We start from the raw sequence: 20,572 nt of genomic DNA, 5'->3' as shown, positions 1-20,572 counted from the left end.
GCCGGGAGAGGACTGGGGGATATCCCCCGAGCTGGGTGACCGTGCGCTCTCGGGGCATCGTTGCTCGGCACTGGATTCAGGCGGGATCACGGGGAGGCGACGGCAGAACCCGGTGACGCTTGACACTTCCAAGATTCTATAGGATCCTATTTTTAGTGATCAGGTCCACGCCCCATAAGGGCGGAGCGCACCGAGATCCACTTGTTTCGCGACTGCCAGAAAATGGTTCGCAGTGAGGTGAGCGCCTATCCGGTGCTTCTGTTCGAATAATTGAACTCGACCCCTGTGCGAGGGAACCCCTCCAGCGGCCAGGGCAACAATTTCCTGAGCGCACGAAGACGTCGCGCGCAACCGGGCATGACACGACAGCCAAGAAACACATTGGGGTGATTTCTCGAACGATGCGACGCCGCCAACGATGGCGACTCGTTGACGGGCGGAGGGTACGCCCGGCGGAGATGATCGGGTGATAGCACGGCATGGTGCGTGTTGAGAAGCCCTCTCACCTCGCAAGATGACGCGCCCCAGTGGCCGTCCTCGCCCACCGCTTCGCACCCGCTCGGGCGGGGCGGAGGCGCACCACGACTTTCTGAACTACCAGATATCTTCCTTCGAAATGCGTTTCGCACGGAATTGTTGCGAATCGCCGCGATATGTACAGTCCGACACCCCCGCTGCACCTCAATCCCTGAAGCCGAAAACGCAGCTCTCCCAGAGCGGTGCGTCGCCCCTCTTGTGCCAGGGCTGCGATCGATCGCGCCCAAAACCCGACAAAACTGCTCGACTTGTGCGCGTTGCACCCGTCGCGCAGAAAATCCAAAGGAAAGGAAAGGGCATGCATTATTCGTCAATTGGCGTGACCGCTCGAAAAATACGCTCGAGCGAGCTCAGTACCGCAACGCTGGTGGAAGAGACGCTTGCGAGGATCTCGCAGGTGGACCCTCGCCTGGACAGCTTCGCGACGGTCAACACCGAGAGCGCCACCGCTGCTGCAGAAGAGGCCGACCGAGAGATCACGGCAGGCGGGTGGCGCGGACCGCTGCACGGGATACCGATCGCCGTGAAGGACCTGTACGGAACGGTCGAGGCACCTGCAGCGTTCGGGTCGGCCCACTTGGCCGACCACCACTTCCACCGGGATGCGGAGGTGGTCCGCCGTCTGCGTGAGGCGGGCGCCATCATCGTCGGCACCCTCCGGATGTCGGAAGCAGCCCTCACCGACCATGGCCCGGGCCTGCCCACCCCGGTGAACCCCTGGGAGGAGAGCACGTGGGTGGGGACCTCCTCGAGCGGATCCGCCGCGGCCACCGCAGCGGGCCTGTGCTTCGCCGCCCTCGGCTCCGACACGGGAGGCTCTATCAGGGGGCCCGCGACGGCCGCCGGACTCACGGGTCTGAAGCCCACGCGAGGACTGATCCCCACGGACGGCACGATTCCGCTGTCGAGGACGCTCGACTCCCTGGGCCCCTTCGCCCGGTCGGCACGCGACTGCAGGATCGTCTTCGACGCGATGGCGCAGCACGAAGCGTCCGAGAGTGTCCTCGAGGAAAGCACTGCGATGCTCGGTGCCTTGTCGCCCGTGCCCGGTCGAGGGAGCCTCCGGATCGGCATCGATCGGGGCCTGCTGAACACCGTCAGCGACGAGATTCGGGAGATGGTCGAGAGCACCGCCACGCGCTTCGCCGAGCTCGGAGCAACGGTGGAGGAGGTCACCACGCCTGATGGCGGTCAGCTCGCCTCCGAGTGGGTCGGGTTCGTCGGGCGCGAAGCGCTCCAGGACCTGGCGGAGCTGTACCCGGAGGGGAGCGAGCACCTCTACGGACCGGAGATCGCGTTCGTCCTCGAACAGGGGAGGAAGGCCACTGCCCAGGACCAGCAGCGCGCCCTCGCCGCCGCGCAGCAGTTCACCGCCGAGACCGACCGCGCTCTTGCACAGGTCGACGTGCTGCTGATGCCGACGATCGGGGTCCCCTCGCCGACGAACGCCGAGATCGCGACGATGCGTGAGAGCTACGAGGTGTGGAACACGCAGGTGATGCGCCTGACGTGCCCCTACAACTACTCGGGCCACCCCTCCCTGACGTTCCCGACGGGCTTCACGCAGCGAGGCACCCCGATGGGTGCCCAGCTGGTCGGCCCGCACCACCAGGAATCCCTCCTCCTGAGCGCGGTCGAAGCCTTCCAGGAGGAGACCGGGTTCCACCTGCGCCATCCCCCGCAGTACGCATGAGGCCGCGCCGCTGCGCCCCACCCGTCGGCGCCGTGGGCGATGAGGGTCAGCCTCAGCCTGCGGCGTGCGCCTCTGCGATCCTCAGCAGTTCGAGATAGCCCTGGAGCTTCCAGGCGGTGCGACCCACGAACAGGCCGGTCACGTGCTCGATGCGTAGGAGGCCGGCGGCGTTGTCGAGGTTGACCGAGCCGCCGTACAGCAGCCCGGTGACCTTGCCGGAGTACTCGGCGCCGAGGGCTGCGAAGGGGGCGATGAGCTCTTCCACGGTGGCTGGGCGGCCCTTCTCGCCGATCGCCCAGATCGGTTCGTAGGCGATCACCACGCGGGAGAGCTCCTCTTCGCTGAGCCCGTCGAGGGCGCCGCGGGCCTGGTCGAGGATGAACTCGCTCGAGCCGCCGGCGTCCTTCACCTCGGCGCTCTCCCCGATGCACAGCAGCGGGGTCAGCCCGTGGTGAAGTGCGGCGGCGACCTTGAGACGCGTGGTCTCCACGGTCTCGCCGAAGTGCTCACGCCGCTCGGAGTGGCCGATCTCGACGATCTGCGCGCCCGCGTCTTTGGCCTGCGGTACCGAGACCTCGCCGGTCCATGCGCCCGAGTCCTCCCAGTGGGCGTTCTGCACGCCCAGCAGGACAGGGGAGTCCTCGCCGAGGATCTCGGCCACGGTGGTCGTCGCCGTGAAGGACGGGATCACGAAGGGCTGCACCCCGGCCGGTGCGGTCCCAGCCAGGTGGTCACGCAGGCCGGTTGCCCAGGCACTGCCCTCGGCGAGGGTCTTGGTCATCTTCCAGCTGGTGCCGACCCACAGGGTGCTCATGTCTCTCCTTCGTCGACGCGGGTACACCCGCAACTGCTTTCGTGGCTGCCGCCTGCCGACGGTCTCCCGCCCGGTGACACGGTGACACGGCGGCGTGCGGGATTGTCAGTTTCTGAACCGATTCCGCCCTGGAAGTGGCTCAGAAACTGACAATCCCGCGGGGTCCGGCCGGGACGCGGTCCGCCGGGACAGGGTGGCAGGGCCTGCGCGGCCCCGTCGGGGTCAGGCCTGCTCGAGCGAGCCGTCGTAGGCGCAGATCGCGTCGACCTTCGCGGCGGTGGGGTCGAACTCGAGGTCCAGCCACACCTTGATCAGCTCCTTCGCGAGCTCCAGGCCGATCACGCGCTGACCCATGCAGAGCACCTGCGCGTTGTTCGAGAGCACGGAGCGCTGCACGGAGTAGAGGTCGTGCGCGGTGACGGCGCGGATGCCGGGGACCTTGTTCGCGGCGATCGCGACGCCCAGGCCGGTGCCGCAGACCAGCAGCGCCCGGTCCGCCTCGCCCGCGGCGACCTTCTCCGCCGCGGCGACCGCGACGTTCGGGTAGAAGGTGCCGTCATCCGCGCTGCCCACGCCCACGTCGAAGACCGACTCGACGCGGTCATCGGCCTCGAGCAGGGCCTTGAACTCTTCCTTGTATCCGTAGCCGGCGTTGTCGCCGCCGACGATGATCTTCAGTGCCATGGGAATCTCCTTGGTCGTAGGGGTCGTAGGGGTCGTAGGGGTCGTGGTGGTTGTTCGGTGACCGTGGCAGCCGTGGCAGCCGTGGGGTCGGGTGATTGCCCGAGGCCGGGGAGGTCAGGACAGGTGCTGACCGAGCTCCTTCATCAGGATGGAGAAGGAGATCGCACCGGGGTCGGGCGTGCCGATCGACTTCTCGCCGAGCACGCGCGAGCGGCCCAGGGCGGCGGTGATGTCCGCCGTGGCATCCGCGGCCTCGCGGGCCACGGAGGCGCCGGCGAGGATCGCCTTGGCGGCGTTGTCGCCGGTGAAGGTCTCGGCCATCGTGGTCCGGAACGGGGCAGCGGCGTCGACCATGGTCTTGTCGCCCACCTGCGCCCCGCCCAGGCGCTGGATGGCATCGATCCCGGCGTCGATCGCGTCCACGATGTTCCGCGGCTCGCTGCCCGCCTGATCGTCGAAGATGCTGGCAGCGGCGATCAGAGCCGCTCCCCAGAGCGCTCCGGAGGTGCCCCCGGCGGATTCCGACCAGGCGTCGCCCGCCCGGACCAGCAGGGTGCGAGCCCCGGCGCCGGCCTCGAGCGCAGCCTTCGCGGCGGCCGCAGCACCCTTGGTGCCGTAAGCCATGCCCTGGCCGTGGTCGCCATCGCCGGCGATCGCGTCAATCCGGCCCAGCTCTGCCTCTTCCCGCACGCAGACGGACTCGAAGAGGTCCAGCACACCGGCGATCTGCTGCGCGACCTCGCGCGACTCCTCGCTCGAGGCGGGCGTCTCATCGGCCCCGGCCTGCCAGAACTCGGTGCGGCGGGGGCGGTCCACCTGCGGCATCGCGCCACGGTGGAAAGCAGGAGTGTCCACGGGGGCGAGCCAGTGCTGCTCGAGCTCCTCGTCGAGGAAAACCAGGGTCAGGGACACTCCGGCCATGTCGAGGCTGGTGATCAGCTCGCCCACCTCGGGCCGCACCGGGGTGATGCCGGCGGCCTCGAGCAGCTCCGCGACCTTCGCGTAGACGATGAACAGCTCCTCGTACTTCACGGTGCCCAGACCGTTCACGAGCACCGCGGCCCGGCCCTGGTAGCCGCCCTCGACGCGCTCCGGCTGCTCGGCCAGGACACCTTCGACCAGCAGGGTCGCGATCTCGTCGGCCGTGCCGATCGGCTCGTCGCGCACGCCGGGCTCGCCGTGGATGCCCAGGCCCACGCCCATCTGGCCGTCCTCGACGTGGAACAGTGCGTCCTCCGCACCGGGGAGGGTGGGGCCGTCGAAGGCGACGCCGAAGGAGCGGGTCGCGTCGTTCGCCTTCACGGCGATGCGCTCGGCCTCGTCGAGATCGGCGCCAGCCTCGATCGCGGCGCCCGCGATCTTGAAGACCGGCAGGTCACCGGCGATGCCGCGGCGGTCGCGATGGTTCTCGGGAGTGTTGGAGACGATGTCGTCGCTGACCTTGACGATCCGCACGTCGATGCCTTCGGCGCGCAGCTTCTCCGCCGCTCCGCCGAAGTGCAGCACGTCCCCGGCGTAGTTGCCGAAGCCCAGGATCACGCCGCCGCCGTTCTCGGCATTGCGTGCCACGGAGTAGACCTGCGAGGTCGAGGGCGAGGCGAAGACGTTGCCGCAGGGGGCGCCGTGGCCCATGCCCGGGCCCACCCAGCCGGCGAAGGCGGGGTAGTGGCCGGAGCCACCGCCGATCACGAGCGCCGGCTGCCCCTTCGGGGTCTCGGTCGCCCGCACCACGCCGCCGTGCACTACCGCGACGTGATCGGGGTGGGCTGCGGCGAGGCCTGCGACCGCATCGGTCGCGAAGGCTGCGGGATCGTTGAAGAGGTACGTCATCGTGTTTTCCTCCGAGAGGCGCCGGGCGGAGGGCCGACGGCGGGTTGTCGTGAGCGGGCCGGGGCGGGCGTGAGGCCCGGGATCCCTTCGATCCTATAGGAATCTTGCGTGGCTGGACAGAGGCGACCGCTCCTCGTGCCGTTCCGCCTCGATCGGGGAAGAATCCGCGAGCTGGGGCCAGCATTCGGGCCGGCATCTTCGCCTCGGAAGGCCGCGAAATCTTGGTCGACACAAAATTTCGCACCGCTCCTTCCCATAGGGCCATCGATCCTATAGGATCGCCGAGATCATTCCTCGTCAACGAAGGGACAACGATGTTCACCGCAGAGAACTGGCCGATCGGGGCCAACATGCTCGGGTTCGGCAACAAGACCTCGGACGGCACTCCTCTCCTGGAGGCCTCCTCGAACGTCTGGGCCTCCCAGCTGCGCCAGGTCAAGGAGCTCGGCGTCGACATGATCGACCCGACCGATGCCTGGCTCCCGCTCGCCAAGCTGAGCGATGAGCGCGTCGAGGAGTTCCGTCGCGTGCTCGACGGCGAGGGCATGTCCCTCTCCTCGATCTCGATGACCCGCAACTCCGTGGTCGATGTGAACAACGGCGAGCAGAACCTCGCCGATGCCCTGCGCTTCATCGAGCTGGCCCCAAGCTTCGGCGTGACCGTCGTGAACACCGGGTTCATGCAGGCCATCACAGAGAAGCAGGCCAAGGCCATCTGGTTCTGGCTGGAGGATGGCCACGTCGACGACCCGGCGCTGCGTGACCTGGCGATCGAGCGGGTCCGCCACCTCGGCGATGCCGCTGCGGCGCAGGGAATCCAGCTCAGCCTCGAGATGTACGAGGACACCTACGTCGGCACTCCCGACGAGGCGGTCTCCTTCGTCAAGGACGTCGACCACGCCTCCGTCGGCCTGAACCCGGACCTCGGCAACCTGGTGCGTCTGCACCGCGAGGTCGAGCCCTGGGAAGACATGTTCGAGAAGGTCCTGCCCCACTCGAACTTCTGGCACATCAAGAACTACACCCGCGACCTCGACACCGCAACCGGTGCCTACTCGAGCGCCCCGATGCCCCTGAAGTACGGGTACATCAACTACCGCAAGGTGATCCGTCGTGCCCTCGAGCTCGGCTACACCGGGCCCTTCTGCTGCGAGCACTACGGCTCCGATTCCCTCGGTGTGATCGCCGAGAACGTGCACTACATCCGCCAGGTGCTGACCTCCGCTCTCGCCGACGCCCCTGCGGGCGCCAGCGCCTGAGCCCTCCGCAGGTTCGCGGATCCGCAGCCCACCGTTCGAAGGAGAACACCTCATGACCGAAGAAACCGGAATCATCCAGACCCGGACGATCCAGCCGTTCCCCGCCCAGCGCACTGCGGTGGTGACCGGTGCCGGTGCCCCCCGCGGCATCGGCCGGCGCGTCGTACGCAAGCTCGTCGCCGAGGGCTGGAACGTGGCCGCTGCGGACATCGACGGCGCGGCCGTCGAGGAGTTCGCCACCGAGCTGAGCGCCGAGATCCCCACCGACTCCGGCCTGAAGGTGATCGGGGTCGGCGTGGACATCAGCGATCAGGCCTCGGTCGACGCCGCCTTCGCACGGATCGACGCGGAGCTGCCGCAGCTGGTGGCGCTGGTCAACCTCGCCGGGATCCCCAGCCCCCATTCGATCCTCGAGATCACCTCGGAGATCTGGGACCGGGTCATGAACGTCAACGGCAAGGGCACCCTGCTGATGATGCAGGCCGCGGCCCGGCGCATGATCGACGGCGGTGTGGGTGGGCGCATCGTCAACACCTCCTCGATCACCGCCCTCGACGGCGGAGGCACCTTCTCCAAGACCGGCTATGCCGCCGCGAAGGCCGCCGTGCAGGGCCTGACCCGTGGCGCCGCCCGCGAGCTGGGCGTCCATGGCATCACCGCCAACGTGATCCTGCCCGGCCCGATCGACACCGACATCATGGGCGGAACCCTCACCGAGGACCGCAAGGACTCGATGTCGGCCAACATCCCGCTGCAGCGCGTGGGCCAGCCCGAGGAGGTCGCCGGTCTGATCAGCTTCCTGGTCGGAGAGGACTCCTCCTTCGTCAGCGGCACCTCGATCAACGTCGACGGCGGCAAGCACATGCACTGATCCGGCACCTGCACGGATCGGATCCGGGCCCGGGGTGCAGGTGAGCTCCGGGCCCGGCCGAGCACCCCGGCGGCCCGAGCTGATCAGCTCGGGCCGTCGCGGCTTTCCAGTACGTCACCGGCCAGTGCCGACGATCCGGGCCGTGCTGTCAATCTCGCAGCCGGTGCCCGCCGCTTGTTCAGCGGGGCGGTGCAGGCGGGCTGAGCCGGTCCCTGGTGGTGGCCCACAGCCCGATCCCGGCCGCGATCATGAGCACCAGCTGCGAGGCCATGGCCACCCGGTAGTCGGTCAGGCCCGCCGCACCCTCTCCGGTGCGCAGATCCAGCACGATCCCGATCAGCAGCACGGCCAGCAGCGAGGCGGAGAAGCCGCCGATGTTGACCATGCCGGTCGCGGTGCCGATCGCACGATGCGGCACCCCGGTGCGAGCCAGGTCGAAGCCGACGGAGCAGGTGGCCGAGCCGATCGCCATCGCCGTGATCAGCGGCAGCAGCTGCCACGCCGAGAGCTGGGCCGGTACCAGCAGCGTGAGAGACCAGGTCAGGGTGAGGATCGCGCCAGCGATCCAGCCCAGAAGTGCCCGGTGGTGGGGGAAGTGCCCGGTGAACACCCCGATCAGCGGGCCCAGCGCCACCATGATCACCACGTTGAGCGTCAGCAGCGCACCCACCTCGGCGGCGCTGATGCCCAGTGCGGTCATGTACGGCACGCCCCACATGAACAGGAACGAGTTCACCGTCATCAGGGTCATCCAGTGCAGGAAGAACCCGGACCAGGCGGGACGCGAGGTGAACACGTCCTTCAGCACCTGTCCGGCGCGGGCCACGGGGGCGGGGGAGGTGCCCGGCTCCTCGGGCGGTGAGTCCCGCACGAACGCGATCACCAGCAGCACGCTCAGCAGCAGCAGGAATGCCAGCGAGGCCCAGGCGGCGGCCCAGCCGACGCCCAGCAGCAGTGCCAGGAAGGGCACTGCGGCGACGGCCTGACCGAACTGGCCGATCATCGTGGTGAGCTGGGTGAACACCGGCACCTGCCGGGTGGGGAACCAGGTGGCGATCAGCCGTACCACGCTGATGAGCGTGGCGGCATCGCCCACGCCGGTCAGCAGGCGGGCCACGAGGGCGGCGGGGAGATCGGTGGAAACAGCGAGCAGCACCTGCCCGGCCGCCATGATCACGGCGCCCAGGACCAGCATGCGGCGCGGCCCGAGACGGTCCAGGAGCAGGCCGGCGGGGATCTGCGCGGCGGCGTAGGTGCCCAGCTGCACGACGCCGAAGAGGCTCAGCATCGCGCCGTCGACGCCGAAGCGTTCCGAGGCCTCGACGCTGGCCACCCCGAAGGACGCGCGCGCGGACACGGCGCAGAGGTAGGCGAAGACGCCGACCGCCCACACCAGGTGGGCATGGGTCAGGCGGTGGGAGGAACGTGCTGAGCTCATGGAGATGTCTGCACCGTTCCGGGGAGGTGGGGGATGTGCGCGCGTAGCCGACGAACGCCTATATACCTATAGGATCTACGCGCGGAACGGGAACGTCAAAACGGTCCAGAGTGCTCATCTCCCCGCCTTCGCCAGCGGTCTCCTGGTCGTGGCACGCGATGCGGGAGCCGGAGGGGGCCCGCGAAGCGGATGGATCGCGAGGGGTTCCCCTTCTCGCAAATATCCAATAGGATCATGATGAATGAGTTCCACAGCGTCGGTTCCCCGCGGCTTCATGCGCCGCGTCCGGCGTGATGGCAATGGCGTCGACCTTCGCAGCGGCGCCCCTCACTGACGAAGGAGTCCCCCAGATGACCATTTCCACCGTGACCATCGTCGGCGCCGGCTACATGGGCGGCGGCATCGCCCAGGTCCTCGCCATGGCCGGTTTCGATGTGACGATCGCCGATGTCGACGTCGAGGTCGCCAACAAGTCCCTCGAGCGCCTCCAGAAGGAAGCGCGCGACTTCGAGGAGCAGGGCCTCTACGCCCCCGGCCCCGCCGATCTCGTCGCGAAGAACATCTCCGCCGGCAAGACCATCGAAGAAGCCGTGGCAGATGTCGACTTCATCGAGGAAGCCGTGTTCGAGCAGATCGACGTCAAGCGCGAGGTGCTCGGGAAGATCTCCGAGCACGCCCGCCCCGACGCGATCATCGGCACGAACACCTCGACCATCCCGGTCAAGGAGCTCGAGAGCGCGGTGAAGAACCCCGAGCGGTTCCTCACCGTCCACTTCTCCAACCCCGCGCCCTTCATCCCGGGCGTCGAGCTCGTCGCCGGGCAGGCCACCACCCCCGAGACCGTCGAGGCCGTCAAGGTCCTCCTCGAGAAGTCCGGCAACCAGGGCGCCCAGGTCGCGGACACCCCCGGCATGGTCCTGAACCGCCTGCAGTACGCGCTGCTGAAGGAAGCCACCTCCGTCGTCGAGGAGGGCGTCGCCACCGCCGAGGACGTCGACACCATCGTGCGCACCACCTTCGGCTTCCGCCTGGGCTTCTTCGGGCCCTTCGCGATCGCCGACCAGGCGGGACTCGATGTCTACGCGAACTGCTTCGTGACCTTCGAGAACGCCTTCGGTGACCGTCTGGCCACCCCCTCGCTCCTCACCGATTCCGTCGCGGCGGATCGCAAGGGCGTTAAGAACGGCAAGGGTCTGCTCGGCGACTACGACGAGGACACCGCCGCGGAGCTGGTCGCCTACCGCAACAAGGCCTACGCCAAGATGTCCCAGCTCCTCGCGGAGCTCGGCCCGGCCCCCAAGCCCACCCCGAAGAACGACTGACCCCCACCCCCATCACCCCACGGGCACAGCCCGTCGACCGGGCACCGCTGCCCGGGACCTGAGCTGAACGCTCGGGGCCCGGCAGCCGCCGAGTCCCGAGCGTTTCGACGTCGGAGCCGCAGGTCGACCTGCCCCACACCCTCAGGAGACTCCTCTCGTGGAAGAGCTCGTCCTCGCGGATCGGCCGGTCTGGCTGCTCCTGACGATCGCGGTCGTCGCGATCGTCATACTGCTCGTCCTCATCATCAAGGCGCGCCTGCACGCCTTCTTCTCCCTGCTGATCGTCGCGGTCGGCACCGGTCTCGCCGCCGGCATCGGGGTCGGCGACGTCATCAGCGTCGTCATCGCCGGATTCAGCACAACCGTCGGAACAGTCGCCCTGCTGGTCGGCTTCGGCGCCGTGCTGGGAAGACTCATCGAGATCACCGGCGGTGCCCAGGTGCTCGCCGACAAGATGCTCGACACCTTCGGGGAGGCACGGGCGCCGCTGGCACTCTCCGTCGCCTCGCTGTTCTACGCGTTCCCGATCTTCCTGGACGCCGGCTTCATCGTGATGCTGCCGGTCATCTACACCGTGGCCCGTCGCCTCGGCGGCTCGTTCATGCTCTACGTGCTGCCCTCGATCGCGTCGTTCATGATGATGCACGCCCTGCTGCCCCCGCACCCGGGCCCCACCGCCGCCGCCATCGTGATGGGCGCCGACGTCGGCCTTGTCATCGTCGTCGGCCTGCTGATCGGCCTGCCCACCTGGTACTTCGGTGGCTACCTGGTCGCGCGGGCGATCGCCAAGCGCTACCCGAACACCCCGGTGCCGGCCCTGCTCGGCGAGCCGCGAGACATCCCTGTGGAAGAACGTCCCGCCTTCGGTTCGATCATCCTGGTGCTGCTGATGCCGCTGGTGCTGATCTTCTTCAACACCGGCATGTCCACCCTGGAGAAGCAGGGGACCGTCACCGCGGACAACATCTTCTTCCAGTTCTCCCAGCTGCTCGGCGCGACCCCGGTCGCGCTGGCGCTGTCGGCCCTGGCCGCGATGGTGCTGCTGTACGTGGTCCCGCGGCGCCGCCGCGGTCAGAAGGTCGGCGGGCTGCTCGAGGAACTGGTGGACGACGCCCTCGCCCCCGTCTGCTCGATCATCCTGATCACCGGTGCGGGCGGCGCCTTCGGCCGCGTCCTCACCGAGACCGGCATCGGCAACGAGGTCGCGGACGGCCTCGACGCCTTGGGCCTCCCGCTCATCGTCTCCGCCTACCTGGTGACCATGGCCATGCGCGTCGCGCAGGGCTCGGCCACCGTCGCCGCCACCACCGGTGCTGCGATCATTGCCCCGGCCATCATGGGCGGTGACTTCAGCGCGATCGCCGTGTCCGCCATGGTCATCGCGATCGGTGCCGCCTCCATCGGCTGGTCGCACGTGAACGACTCCGGCTTCTGGCTGATCGGCAAGTTCTGCGGCTTCGACACCGTGACCACCTTCAAGACCTGGTCCGTCGTGGGCACCACCATCTCGCTCGTCGGCTTCGCGCTGTCGGCGGTGGTGTTCGTCATCTTCGCCTAGCTCGTGTCTGACAGAGTGAGGGCCGGTGCGCAGATGCGCACCGGCCCTCACCTGCCTCCGTCCCCCTCTGCCCTCCGGAAGAAGGCCCTCGTGACCGTCCCCGCCGCCCGCCGCCTGCTGATCCTCGACGATGACCCCACCGGCTCGCAGTGCGTGGCCGGGATCGACGTCGCCTTCGACGACGACCCCGCGATCCCGGTCGAGGTCCTCTCGAGGCCGGGCAGCGCCTGCTTCGTGCTGACCAACACCCGGGCGCTCGACGAGGCGGCGGCGACGGAGATGAACCGCCGGATCGTCGGGGGAGTGCTCGACGGCGGGATCCCCGCGAGCGGCCTGCACGTGGTCTCCCGCTCGGATTCGACCCTGCGCGGACACGTGATCGCCGAACCCGTCGCGATCGCCGACGAGCTCGCCGCCCACGGGGTCGAGGTCGATGCGTTCGTGCTGTGCGCGGCGATGATCGAGGCCGGCCGCTTCACAGAGGGCGACGTCCACTACGCGAGGGTCGACGGGCAGGCGGTCGAGGTGGCCCGGACCGATTTCGCACGCGATGCGACCTTCGGCTTCACCCATTCGAACCTGCGCGAGTTCCTCGCCGAACGCTCCGGCGGCGCGATCGACGCGGAGGCCGTGCTCAGCATCTCGCTCGAGGACATCCGCACAGGCGGCCCCGCTCGGGTGCGCGAGATCCTCGGCGCCGCGCGCGGGCGGGCCTGGGTGGTCGTCAACGCCACCGAGTACTCCGACATGGAGGTCGTCGCCGAGGCGATGGCCGCGCTCGAGGCCGAGGGCCGCACCTACGTCACCCGCTGCGCGCCGTCCTTCGTGCGTCCGCTGACCGGCCAGTCCGGTGCCCGGGTGGTCGACGCCGGCGCCATCACCATCCCTGCGGACCGGCTGGACCATGGCCTGGTCGTCGTCGGCTCGCACGTGGGCCTGACCACCACGCAGCTGCGGGCCGTGCAGGAGCGCGGCACCCTCACCGAGGTCGAGATCGATGTGCCCTCGGTCCTGGACGAACGGCGCGAGCAGCACCTCACCGACCTCGTGAGCAGAGTCCGCGAGAGCTTGAACGACAGTGACTGCGTCCTCTACACCAGTCGTGACCTGGTGCGCACCGACGACCCCGCCGAATCCCTGGCCATCGCCCGCAGCGTCTCAGACGCCGTGGTCGAGATCGTCCAGCGGGTGCGCATCGCCCGCCCCGCCTGGGTCGTCGCCAAGGGCGGCATCACCTCCCACGAGGTCGCCGCCAGCGGCCTCGGGATCCGCCGCGCCCGGGTCGAGGGCCAGTTCTGGGCCGGCCAGGTCTCCCTCTTCGCCGCGGAGGAGGCCCCCGAGGAGGTCCTCGGCATGCCCTACGTCGTCTTCCCCGGCAACGTCGGCGGGGCGCAGGCCCTTGCGGACGTGGTCGACACCCTCACCGCCGCCGTCGCGGCCCGCTGATCGCCCGCCCACCCCGCATCCCGAGGAGCACGACATGAGCACCACGAACACCTCTTCCGCCGCTTCCGTCGCCTGGATCGGGCTCGGCGCCATCGGCACCCCGATGGCCCGCACCGCCGCCGCGGCCGGCTTCCCCGTCACCGCCTTCGACCTGAACCCCGCCGCCCGCGAGGCCGTGGCCGACGTCGCCACCCCCGCCACCTCCGCCCGCGAGGCCGCACAGGGCGCCGACGTCGTGGTCGTCATGGTCGCGACCCCCGCACAGCTGGACTCCGTGCTCGTCGGCGAGGGCGGCATCGCGGCGGTCCTCACCGACGCCACGACGCTGCTGATCATGTCGACCGTCGGTCCCGCCGCGATCGAGCAGACCCTCACGACGCTCGAGGGCATCTCCTCCCACGTGGTCGATGCCCCCGTCTCCGGCGGCGCCGCCCGCGCCGCGACCGGCGACCTGCTGGTGATGGTCGGCGGCGCCGACGCGGATGTCGCAGCAGTGCGCCCCCTGCTGGACGCCCTCGCCTCGAACGCCCCCGTGGTGGGAACGAAACCCGGCGACGGCCAGCGCTTCAAGATCGTCAACCAGCTGCTGTGCGGCGTGCACATCGCTGCGGCGGGGGAGGCGCTCGCGCTCGCGGACTCCATGGGCCTGGACCTGGAGCAGGTCCACGAGGTCCTCGGCACCGGCGCCGCGGCGTCCTTCATGTTCGCCGACCGCGGCCAGCGCATGGTCGACGGAGCCTTCGACGACGTCCGTTCCGCGCTGACCATCTTCGTCAAGGACATGGGCCTGGTCGCCGAGGCGGCACAGGAGGTCGGCCAGGACGTCCCGCTCGCGACGTCGGCCCAGGGGATCTACCAGCGCGGCAGCGAGCTCGGCTGGGATAGGCGCGACGACTCGATCGTGTACGAGGTGCTGCGCGGCCGGACGGACTGACCGCGTCGCCCGTCTGTTTCCGCACGTCGCTTCACGAGCCGCACCGTCCGTGATGTCATGACGGCACGACGACTGAGGAGAGCTCACCGTGGATGATGCCGAGGCGCGGGACGACGACGGGCAGTCAGAAGAGCCGCCGCAGAGCTCATCGAGGGACAACGTCGTGGGCCAGACTCTCGTGCTCGGCATGTTCATCGGTGCCGCCGTGGGCATGCTCGTCGGCCTGATCCTGTTCGACAGCCCCGGCATCAGCATGAGCCTCGGCATGGGGCTCGGCCTCATCATCGGTGTGGTCGTCGGCTCCTGGAGGGCTGGGCGGCAGGGCCGCGAGGGAGGGCCCGACGAAAGTTGACCCTGGGTCCTCCATCCGGTGGTTCCACCTGCGCGTTGGCCCTTGATGGCATGGTGGACCGACGAGCAAGGAGGCACGCCATGGTGAAGAACGACGTAGATCCGGTCCGCGAGCCCGCGGCAGAGAACACGGAGAACACACCGCCGACGCCGGTGACCAGGGGCGGAACTCTCGCCATCTGGATCATCCTGTGCACGCTGGTCGGCGCTGCCGTCGGCACGCTCATCGGGTCGGTCCTGCCTGGGGACTTCCCCTACGGAAGCGCGATCGGGATCGGCGTAGGTGTGGCGCTCGGCGCTGCGATCGGATCGCGCCGCGCGGATGCGAAGGACCGAGAGCTCGAACGCCGCTCGCAGGGGAGTGACACGCCCACCGATCTCTGATGCCATGGAGTTCCGATGCACGCAGGAGGGCGAGATGACACACGACCGCGATGACGAAACCCCCGGGACTCACACCCCGGAGACCCTGAAGGCGATGCGCAGCAGGGTCGTAGGCCAGGGGGTCGCTGTGGGCATGAGTCTGGGCCTCGCCTTCGGTGCGCTCATCGGTCTGCTCTTCTTCGAGAACGTCGTGTTCGGGGTGCCGATCGGCATCGGCCTCGGCATCGCGATCGGCGCGGTGGTCGGGAAGCGTCGGGCGGATGCAAAGGAAAGGGAGATCGCACGCCGTGCGTCGGAGGAGCCCGACGAGCAGTGACCGATCACGGTCAGCTGCGCGTGCGCACCCCGGTCACGCCGCCGTCGATCGACAGCAGCACACCCACGGTGGAGCGGTTGCGCGGAGAGGCGAGGTAGCAGTGCGCCTCGGCGACCTCGTCGGGCGAGACCAGGCGCCCGTGCGGCTGCCGGGCCTCGAGGGCGGCCCGCTCGGCGATTGGGTCGTCGGCCGCATCCAGCAGGCGCCCCACCCAGGGCGTGTCCGCAGTGCCGGGGAGCACGGCGTTGACCCGGATCCCCTCCCCCACCAGGTCAGCGGCCATCGCGAGGGTCATCGACTGCACGGCGCCCTTCGTGGCGGAGTAGAGCACCCGCTGCGGCAGGCCGACGGCGGAGGCGATCGAGGCGGTGTTCACGATCGCGGCGTGCTCTGAGCTGCGCAGATGCGGCAGCGCTGCGCGGACCACGCGCGCCACCGAGGTGACGTTGACGTCCAGCACCCGCGCCCATTCGGCATCGTCGTTCGCGGCGACATCGCCCTGGGCGCCGATCCCGGCGTTGTTGATCACGATGTCGAGGCCCCCGAGCTGTGCGGCCGCGCTGCTCACCGCGTCCTCGACGCTCGCAGTGTCCGCGACATCGCAGTGCAGGGCGAGGGTGCCGTCGGGGGCGCCCTCGGGGTGGAGGTCGAGCACGGCCACCTGCGCACCACGGGCCATCAGCGCCGTCGCGGTGGCGGCGCCGATCCCGGAGGCGCCGCCGGTGACGAGGGCGCGCAGGTCCGAGAACTCCCCGCCCGAGAGCCCGCCGGGCGGGAGTGGCCCTCGCGAGGGCTCCCCCTGCGATGAGTCCGGGGCGGTCTCGTACGGCGGGGCGGGGGTATGGGACACGGGGGCTCCTCAGGAGGGCGGGATGGCAACGCTGCGAAGTCATCCTAACTCTGCGGGGCCGATCCGCGTCCAGGGGCACGCTCTGCCTGCCTTTTACGGTCCGCTTGAAGGGAGTGGGTTGATTCCGCCCCGACAGACATAGGATGATAGGCGTGGTCGTCGAGGTCCGGGCTCTCGTCGGCGTCGATCCGGTCCGTGCCCGATCTCGAATGGAGTGTCCGTGGAACTGCGACGTCTCGGCCCGGTGGGCCAGGAGAAGCCGGCTGTCGTCTCCGAGGGGGTGACCTATCGGCTCGCGTCGCTGACCGGGGACATCGACGGTGACTTCCTCGCAGCGGGCGGCATCGACCGCGTGCGGCAGGCGCTCGCCGCTGGGGAGCTGCCGGTCTGGGAGCGTGCCGAGGACGAGCGGATCGGGACTCCGATCGCACGGCCGCCGGCGGTGCTGTGCATCGGCCAGAACTACGCCGCGCACGCCGCGGAGTCCGGCGCCGAGCCGCCCACCGTGCCGATCCTGTTCCACAAGCACCCCAACACCGTCGTCGGCCCCCATGACGATGTAGAGATCCCGCCGGGTGCGCAGAAGGTCGATTGGGAGGTCGAGCTGGGCGTGGTCATCGGCGCCGAAGCCGCCTACCTGCCCGATGAGCAGGCCGCGCTCGAGGTCATCGCCGGCTACGTCACCAGCCACGACCTCTCCGAGCGGGACTTCCAGCTCGCCGAGTCCGGGGGCCAGTGGTCCAAGGGCAAGAACTCCCGCGGCTTCAACCCGCTGGGCCCGGCCCTGGTCCCGGCGCGCGGCATCGACCCGCAGGCGCTGCGGTTGTGGTCCGCCGTGAACGGCGAAGGGCGCCAGGACTCCACCACCGCGGACATGATCTTCTCGGTCACCCAGATCATCCAGCACCTCTCGCAGTACATGGTGCTCTCGCCCGGGGACCTCATCAACACCGGCACCCCGCAGGGTGTCGCCCTCTCCGGGCGCTTCCCGTACCTGCAGGCCGGAGACGTGGCCGAGGTGGGCATCGACGGGCTCGGCGCGCAGCGCACCCGCTTCGTCCCCGCCCGCACCACCCCGGCCAGCGCCACCCCGCAGGGAGAGACCCGATGAGCACTTTCACCGCGCTCGATGTCCGGGACGTCCGCTTCCCCACCAGCCGCAGCCTCGACGGCTCGGACGCGATGAACCCGGACCCGGACTACTCCGCCGCCTACCTCACCCTGCGCACCGACGCGCCCGATGAGGGCACGGCGCTGGTGTTCACCATCGGCCGCGGCAACGACGTGCAGAGCGCCGCGATCTCCGTGCTGGCCCCGCACCTGGTGGGCCGGGACGTCGAGGAAGTCCTCGCCGATCTCGGCGGGATCTACCGCGAGCTCACCCATGACTCGCAGTTGCGCTGGCTGGGCCCCGAGAAGGGCGTGATGACGATGGCGATCGGCGCCGTGGTCAATGCTCTGTGGGACCTGCGCGCCCGACGTGAAGGTCGGCCCCTGTGGCTCACCCTCGCCTCGCTCAGCCCTGAGGAGCTGCTGGACCTGGTGGACCTGCGGTACCTCGAGGATGCGCTCACCCGCGAGGAGGCGCTGGAGATCCTGCGCCGTGGCGCCGAGGGCAAGGAGCAGCGGATCACCGCGCTGCGCGAACGCGGCGTGCCCGCCTACACCACCACCCCCGGCTGGCTCGGCTACAGCGACGAGAAGCTCACCCGTCTGCTGGGCGAGGCCCGCGAGGCGGGCTTCGCGATGGTCAAGCTCAAGGTCGGGGCCGACGCCGCCGATGACGAGCGCCGGATGCGCATCGCCCGCGAGGTGATGGGTCCCGGCTACCCGATCGCGGTGGACGCGAACCAGCGCTGGGGCACCGCCGAGGCGATCGAGGCGATCCAAGCCCTGGCCCCTCACGACCCGTACTGGATCGAGGAACCCACCAATCCCGACGACATCCTCGCCCACGCCGCGATCCGCGAGGCCGTCCACCCGGTGCGGATCGCGACCGGTGAACAGGGCTCGAGCCGGGTGCTGTTCAAGCAGCTGCTGCAGGCGCGCGCCATCGATGTGCTGCAGGCCGACGCCACCCGCGTCGCCGGCGTCAACGAGAACGTCGCGATCCTGCTGCTCGCGGCCAAGTTCGGGGTTCCCGTCTGCCCCCACGCCGGGGGAGTGGGACTGTGCGAGATGGTCCAGCACCTGGCGTTCCTGGACGCGGTCGCTATCGCGGGGGACGATGACCGCCGACGCATCGAATTCGTGGACCACCTCCACGAGCACTTCGAGGTGCCGATGCAGATCGAGAACGGCTCGTACATGCCGCCCGAGCAGCCCGGCAATGGTGCCCGCATGCATGCGGCGTCGATCGCCGAGCACGTCTTCCCGGACGGTCCCGTCTGGGCGGGGGAGCAGGCCGTGCCTGCCACAGCTCCCGCCCCTGCCCTGCGCTGACCTCAGCCCAGCCCCGCTCCAGCCCCCGCCCCGACCATCGCGTATTGAGAGGCCCCACCCCCATGGAGCAGATCGCCCTGCACACCCGCATCGCCGAAGGGCATGAAGCGGACTACGACCGCGAGCACGCCCGCATCTCCGACGAGCTCGATGCTGCCCTGCGCGCGGCGGGAGTGCACACCTGGCAGATCTGGCGCGACGGCCGCGACATCTTCCACCTGGTCGAGGTCGAGGACTACCGCGCCATGCGTAAGCAGCTCGCCGAGGACCCGGTGAACCTCCGCTGGCAGGAGCACATCAACCAGTTCCTCGAGGTGGCCGACGACTACGGCGGCGAGGACTCCGGGATCCGTCCCGTCTGGTCCCTGCCGCAGCGGGTCCCCGGGGCGGGGAGCGCATGAGCCCCGCCTCGCAGCTCGAGCTGCCGCGCCTCGGCTTCGGTGCCGCCCAGCTCGGCAACCTCTACCGGACCACCTCCGACGAGGAGGCCGACGGCGCGGTCGCCGCCGCCTGGGACGCCGGCATCCGGTACTTCGACACCGCACCCCACTACGGGATCGGCACCAGCGAACGACGCCTCGGGCAGCGACTGGCCGGCTACCCGCGCGAGGAGTACCTGGTCTCCACCAAGGTGGGGCGCCTGCTGCTGCCGGGGCCCGGCACCGGCGACGACATGGCCAGCGCCTTCGCCGTGCCCGATGACTACGTGCGGCAGTGGGACTTCTCCGAGGCCGGGGTGCGGCGCTCCCACGCGGAATCCCTTCAGCGGCTCGGGCTGCACCGGGTGGACATCCTCTTCGCGCACGACCCGGAGGAGGGGCCGACGGAGCAGGCTTTCACCGAGGGCCTGCCAGCGCTGGCGAGGATGCGCGAGGAGGGGCTGGTCCGCGCCGTCGGCGTCGGCTCCAAGGACGTGGCGGTGCTGCTGCGCGCCGTCCGCACCGGGTTGATCGACCTGGTAATGCTCTCGGGCCGCTACACCCTGCTCGAGCAGGCCGGGGCCGAGGAGCTGCTCGCCGCGTGCGTGCAGCACGACGTGGGGATCGTGGCGGTCTCCGTGTTCAACTCCGGCCTGCTCGCCCAGCATCAGGTCCCCGAGAACGCCACCTACGAGTACGCCCAGGCACCCGCCGCGCTGCTCGCCCGCGCCCGTGAGCTCGCCGGTATCGCCGAGCAGCACGGCGTGACCCTCCCGGACCTCGCCGTACAGTACCCGCTGCGCCACCCGGCCGTGCGCTCGGTGGTGCTGGGGATGCGCACCGCCGCCCAGGTGCGCTCGAACGCCGAGCGGATGAGCACCGAGATCCCGGCCGTGGCCTGGGGGGACGTCGAACGGACCGATCCCGGTGCTGCCACCGGAGGGACCGCCGATGTCCCCCATTGAGCCGGTCACCGACACCCACCTGCACCTGTGGGACATCGCCGAGAGCCCCTACGGCTGGCTCGCCGGCGCCGCCCCCGAGCTGCGCCGCACCGTCGAGATCGACGAGGTGCGCCCCGGGCTGCGCGAGCTCGGTGTCAGCCGGGTGGTACTGGTCCAGGCCGACGACACCGCCGAGGACACCGCTCACCTCCAGCGCACCGCCCGCGCGATCGAGGCGCATGCGGCGCAGACCGGGGAGGGCATCGCTCGCGCAGACGTCGTGGGCTGGCTGCCGCTGCGGGATCCTGCCGCGGTGCGCGAAGCGCTCGCCGATCCGCAACGCACCGATCACCTCGTAGGGGTGCGGCATCTGGTCCACGACGACCCCGACCCGGGCTTCCTGGACCTTCCCGAGGTCGCGCAGTCGCTCGAGCTGCTGGCCGCGGCCGGCCTCCCGCTCGATGTCCCCGACGCCTTCGA

At 69.7% G+C, this 20,572-nt stretch carries 20 protein-coding genes; 15 read left to right on the top strand and 5 right to left on the bottom strand.

Annotated features, from left to right (window positions below; genetic code table 11):
• Nucleotides 1-514: 514 nt before the first annotated feature.
• Nucleotides 515-2,230, top strand: coding sequence for an amidase (locus ACT3SQ_RS15280; RefSeq protein ID WP_444601326.1), 1,716 nt, complete (start codon nt 515-517; stop codon nt 2,228-2,230).
• 52 nt (nt 2,231-2,282) lie between these two features.
• Here ACT3SQ_RS15280 and ACT3SQ_RS15275 read toward each other — a convergent pair whose 3' ends face one another.
• From ACT3SQ_RS15275 to ACT3SQ_RS15265, 3 genes are all read right to left on the bottom strand, one after another.
• Nucleotides 2,283-3,044 (bottom strand): triose-phosphate isomerase, encoded by a 762-nt coding sequence (locus ACT3SQ_RS15275; protein WP_444601325.1) that lies wholly within the window; start codon nt 3,042-3,044, stop codon nt 2,283-2,285.
• A gap of 222 nt (nt 3,045-3,266) precedes the next feature.
• A complete protein-coding gene (locus ACT3SQ_RS15270; protein WP_444601324.1) occupies nt 3,267-3,728 on the bottom strand; it encodes a ribose-5-phosphate isomerase in 462 nt (153 codons plus the stop codon).
• Nucleotides 3,729-3,842: 114 nt separating this feature from the next.
• Nucleotides 3,843-5,558, bottom strand: a complete 1,716-nt coding sequence (locus ACT3SQ_RS15265; RefSeq protein WP_444601323.1) for a dihydroxyacetone kinase family protein — start codon at nt 5,556-5,558, stop codon at nt 3,843-3,845.
• 314 nt (nt 5,559-5,872) lie between these two features.
• On the opposite strand from ACT3SQ_RS15265, the gene ACT3SQ_RS15260 reads away from it, so the two are divergent.
• Together ACT3SQ_RS15260 and ACT3SQ_RS15255 are read left to right on the top strand one after the other, a co-directional pair.
• On the top strand, nt 5,873-6,817 hold the full coding sequence (locus ACT3SQ_RS15260; protein ID WP_441445141.1) for a sugar phosphate isomerase/epimerase family protein: 945 nt from the start codon (nt 5,873-5,875) through the stop codon (nt 6,815-6,817).
• Nucleotides 6,818-6,869: 52 nt separating this feature from the next.
• Entirely contained in the window at nt 6,870-7,688 is an 819-nt protein-coding gene (locus tag ACT3SQ_RS15255; RefSeq protein WP_441445140.1) for an SDR family NAD(P)-dependent oxidoreductase, read from the top strand.
• A gap of 178 nt (nt 7,689-7,866) precedes the next feature.
• Here ACT3SQ_RS15255 and ACT3SQ_RS15250 read toward each other — a convergent pair whose 3' ends face one another.
• Nucleotides 7,867-9,126, bottom strand: a complete 1,260-nt coding sequence (locus tag ACT3SQ_RS15250) for an MFS transporter (protein WP_444601322.1) — start codon at nt 9,124-9,126, stop codon at nt 7,867-7,869.
• Between the two features lie 350 nt (nt 9,127-9,476).
• Here ACT3SQ_RS15250 and ACT3SQ_RS15245 point away from each other — a divergent pair, with 350 nt between their 5' ends.
• From ACT3SQ_RS15245 to ACT3SQ_RS15215, 7 genes are all read left to right on the top strand, one after another.
• Nucleotides 9,477-10,448 (top strand): 3-hydroxyacyl-CoA dehydrogenase family protein, encoded by a 972-nt coding sequence (locus ACT3SQ_RS15245; protein WP_444601321.1) that lies wholly within the window; start codon nt 9,477-9,479, stop codon nt 10,446-10,448.
• A 157-nt stretch (nt 10,449-10,605) separates the two neighbouring features.
• Nucleotides 10,606-12,006: a GntP family permease gene (locus ACT3SQ_RS15240; protein WP_444601320.1), complete on the top strand. Its 1,401-nt coding sequence runs from the start codon at nt 10,606-10,608 to the stop codon at nt 12,004-12,006.
• 90 nt (nt 12,007-12,096) lie between these two features.
• A complete protein-coding gene (locus ACT3SQ_RS15235) occupies nt 12,097-13,452 on the top strand; it encodes a four-carbon acid sugar kinase family protein (protein WP_444601319.1) in 1,356 nt (451 codons plus the stop codon).
• A gap of 34 nt (nt 13,453-13,486) precedes the next feature.
• The gene (locus tag ACT3SQ_RS15230) at nt 13,487-14,386 is read left to right on the top strand and encodes an NAD(P)-dependent oxidoreductase (RefSeq protein ID WP_444601318.1); all 900 of its coding nucleotides are present in this window, start codon (nt 13,487-13,489) and stop codon (nt 14,384-14,386) included.
• 88 nt (nt 14,387-14,474) lie between these two features.
• Nucleotides 14,475-14,738 carry a hypothetical protein gene (locus ACT3SQ_RS15225; RefSeq protein WP_444601317.1) on the top strand — a complete coding sequence of 88 codons (264 nt, stop codon included), beginning with the start codon at nt 14,475-14,477 and terminating at the stop codon, nt 14,736-14,738.
• 80 nt (nt 14,739-14,818) lie between these two features.
• Nucleotides 14,819-15,121 (top strand): glycine zipper 2TM domain-containing protein, encoded by a 303-nt coding sequence (locus ACT3SQ_RS15220; RefSeq protein ID WP_444601316.1) that lies wholly within the window; start codon nt 14,819-14,821, stop codon nt 15,119-15,121.
• Nucleotides 15,122-15,155: 34 nt separating this feature from the next.
• On the top strand, nt 15,156-15,437 hold the full coding sequence (locus ACT3SQ_RS15215) for a hypothetical protein (protein ID WP_444601315.1): 282 nt from the start codon (nt 15,156-15,158) through the stop codon (nt 15,435-15,437).
• Between the two features lie 10 nt (nt 15,438-15,447).
• Here the strand turns inward: ACT3SQ_RS15215 and ACT3SQ_RS15210 are convergent, their stop codons facing one another.
• Nucleotides 15,448-16,176: an SDR family NAD(P)-dependent oxidoreductase gene (locus ACT3SQ_RS15210; RefSeq protein WP_444601339.1), complete on the bottom strand. Its 729-nt coding sequence runs from the start codon at nt 16,174-16,176 to the stop codon at nt 15,448-15,450.
• 331 nt (nt 16,177-16,507) lie between these two features.
• On the opposite strand from ACT3SQ_RS15210, the gene ACT3SQ_RS15205 reads away from it, so the two are divergent.
• The 5 genes from ACT3SQ_RS15205 to ACT3SQ_RS15185 form a co-directional block, all read left to right on the top strand.
• Entirely contained in the window at nt 16,508-17,398 is an 891-nt protein-coding gene (locus ACT3SQ_RS15205) for a fumarylacetoacetate hydrolase family protein (RefSeq protein WP_444601314.1), read from the top strand.
• Nucleotides 17,395-18,729 carry an enolase C-terminal domain-like protein gene (locus tag ACT3SQ_RS15200; RefSeq protein WP_444601313.1) on the top strand — a complete coding sequence of 445 codons (1,335 nt, stop codon included), beginning with the start codon at nt 17,395-17,397 and terminating at the stop codon, nt 18,727-18,729. Before ACT3SQ_RS15205 ends, ACT3SQ_RS15200 begins: the two co-directional genes overlap by 4 nt.
• 62 nt (nt 18,730-18,791) lie before the next feature.
• Nucleotides 18,792-19,130, top strand: coding sequence for an L-rhamnose mutarotase (locus ACT3SQ_RS15195; protein ID WP_444601312.1), 339 nt, complete (start codon nt 18,792-18,794; stop codon nt 19,128-19,130).
• A complete protein-coding gene (locus ACT3SQ_RS15190; RefSeq protein ID WP_444601311.1) occupies nt 19,127-20,113 on the top strand; it encodes an aldo/keto reductase in 987 nt (328 codons plus the stop codon). The genes ACT3SQ_RS15195 and ACT3SQ_RS15190 overlap by 4 nt, the downstream gene beginning before the upstream one ends.
• On the top strand, nt 20,100-20,572 hold a 473-nt coding region (locus tag ACT3SQ_RS15185; RefSeq protein ID WP_444601310.1), incomplete at its 3' end, for an amidohydrolase family protein. The genes ACT3SQ_RS15190 and ACT3SQ_RS15185, both read left to right, overlap by 14 nt.

This window comes from Brachybacterium sp. AOP42-C2-15 (assembly GCF_052377065.1).
Lineage (GTDB): Bacteria > Actinomycetota > Actinomycetes > Actinomycetales > Dermabacteraceae > Brachybacterium.
Note: the sequence above shows the minus strand (reverse complement) of the source record. Positions and strands in the feature narration are given on the sequence as shown.

What these genes read in the sequence shown, in the direction of transcription:
- ACT3SQ_RS15260 (WP_441445141.1), top strand. Translation starts at nt 5,873, where the DNA reads ATGTTCACCGCAGAGAACTGGCCGATCGGGGCCAACATGCTCGGGTTC.
- ACT3SQ_RS15215 (WP_444601315.1), top strand. Translation starts at nt 15,156, where the DNA reads ATGACACACGACCGCGATGACGAAACCCCCGGGACTCACACCCCGGAG.
- ACT3SQ_RS15230 (WP_444601318.1), top strand. Translation starts at nt 13,487, where the DNA reads ATGAGCACCACGAACACCTCTTCCGCCGCTTCCGTCGCCTGGATCGGG.
- ACT3SQ_RS15195 (WP_444601312.1), top strand. Translation starts at nt 18,792, where the DNA reads ATGGAGCAGATCGCCCTGCACACCCGCATCGCCGAAGGGCATGAAGCG.
- ACT3SQ_RS15250 (WP_444601322.1), bottom strand. Translation starts at nt 9,126, where the DNA reads ATGAGCTCAGCACGTTCCTCCCACCGCCTGACCCATGCCCACCTGGTG.
- ACT3SQ_RS15280 (WP_444601326.1), top strand. Translation starts at nt 515, where the DNA reads ATGACGCGCCCCAGTGGCCGTCCTCGCCCACCGCTTCGCACCCGCTCG.
- ACT3SQ_RS15200 (WP_444601313.1), top strand. Translation starts at nt 17,395, where the DNA reads ATGAGCACTTTCACCGCGCTCGATGTCCGGGACGTCCGCTTCCCCACC.
- ACT3SQ_RS15265 (WP_444601323.1), bottom strand. Translation starts at nt 5,558, where the DNA reads ATGACGTACCTCTTCAACGATCCCGCAGCCTTCGCGACCGATGCGGTC.
- ACT3SQ_RS15220 (WP_444601316.1), top strand. Translation starts at nt 14,819, where the DNA reads ATGGTGAAGAACGACGTAGATCCGGTCCGCGAGCCCGCGGCAGAGAAC.
- ACT3SQ_RS15190 (WP_444601311.1), top strand. Translation starts at nt 19,127, where the DNA reads ATGAGCCCCGCCTCGCAGCTCGAGCTGCCGCGCCTCGGCTTCGGTGCC.
- ACT3SQ_RS15245 (WP_444601321.1), top strand. Translation starts at nt 9,477, where the DNA reads ATGACCATTTCCACCGTGACCATCGTCGGCGCCGGCTACATGGGCGGC.
- ACT3SQ_RS15255 (WP_441445140.1), top strand. Translation starts at nt 6,870, where the DNA reads ATGACCGAAGAAACCGGAATCATCCAGACCCGGACGATCCAGCCGTTC.
- ACT3SQ_RS15275 (WP_444601325.1), bottom strand. Translation starts at nt 3,044, where the DNA reads ATGAGCACCCTGTGGGTCGGCACCAGCTGGAAGATGACCAAGACCCTC.
- ACT3SQ_RS15270 (WP_444601324.1), bottom strand. Translation starts at nt 3,728, where the DNA reads ATGGCACTGAAGATCATCGTCGGCGGCGACAACGCCGGCTACGGATAC.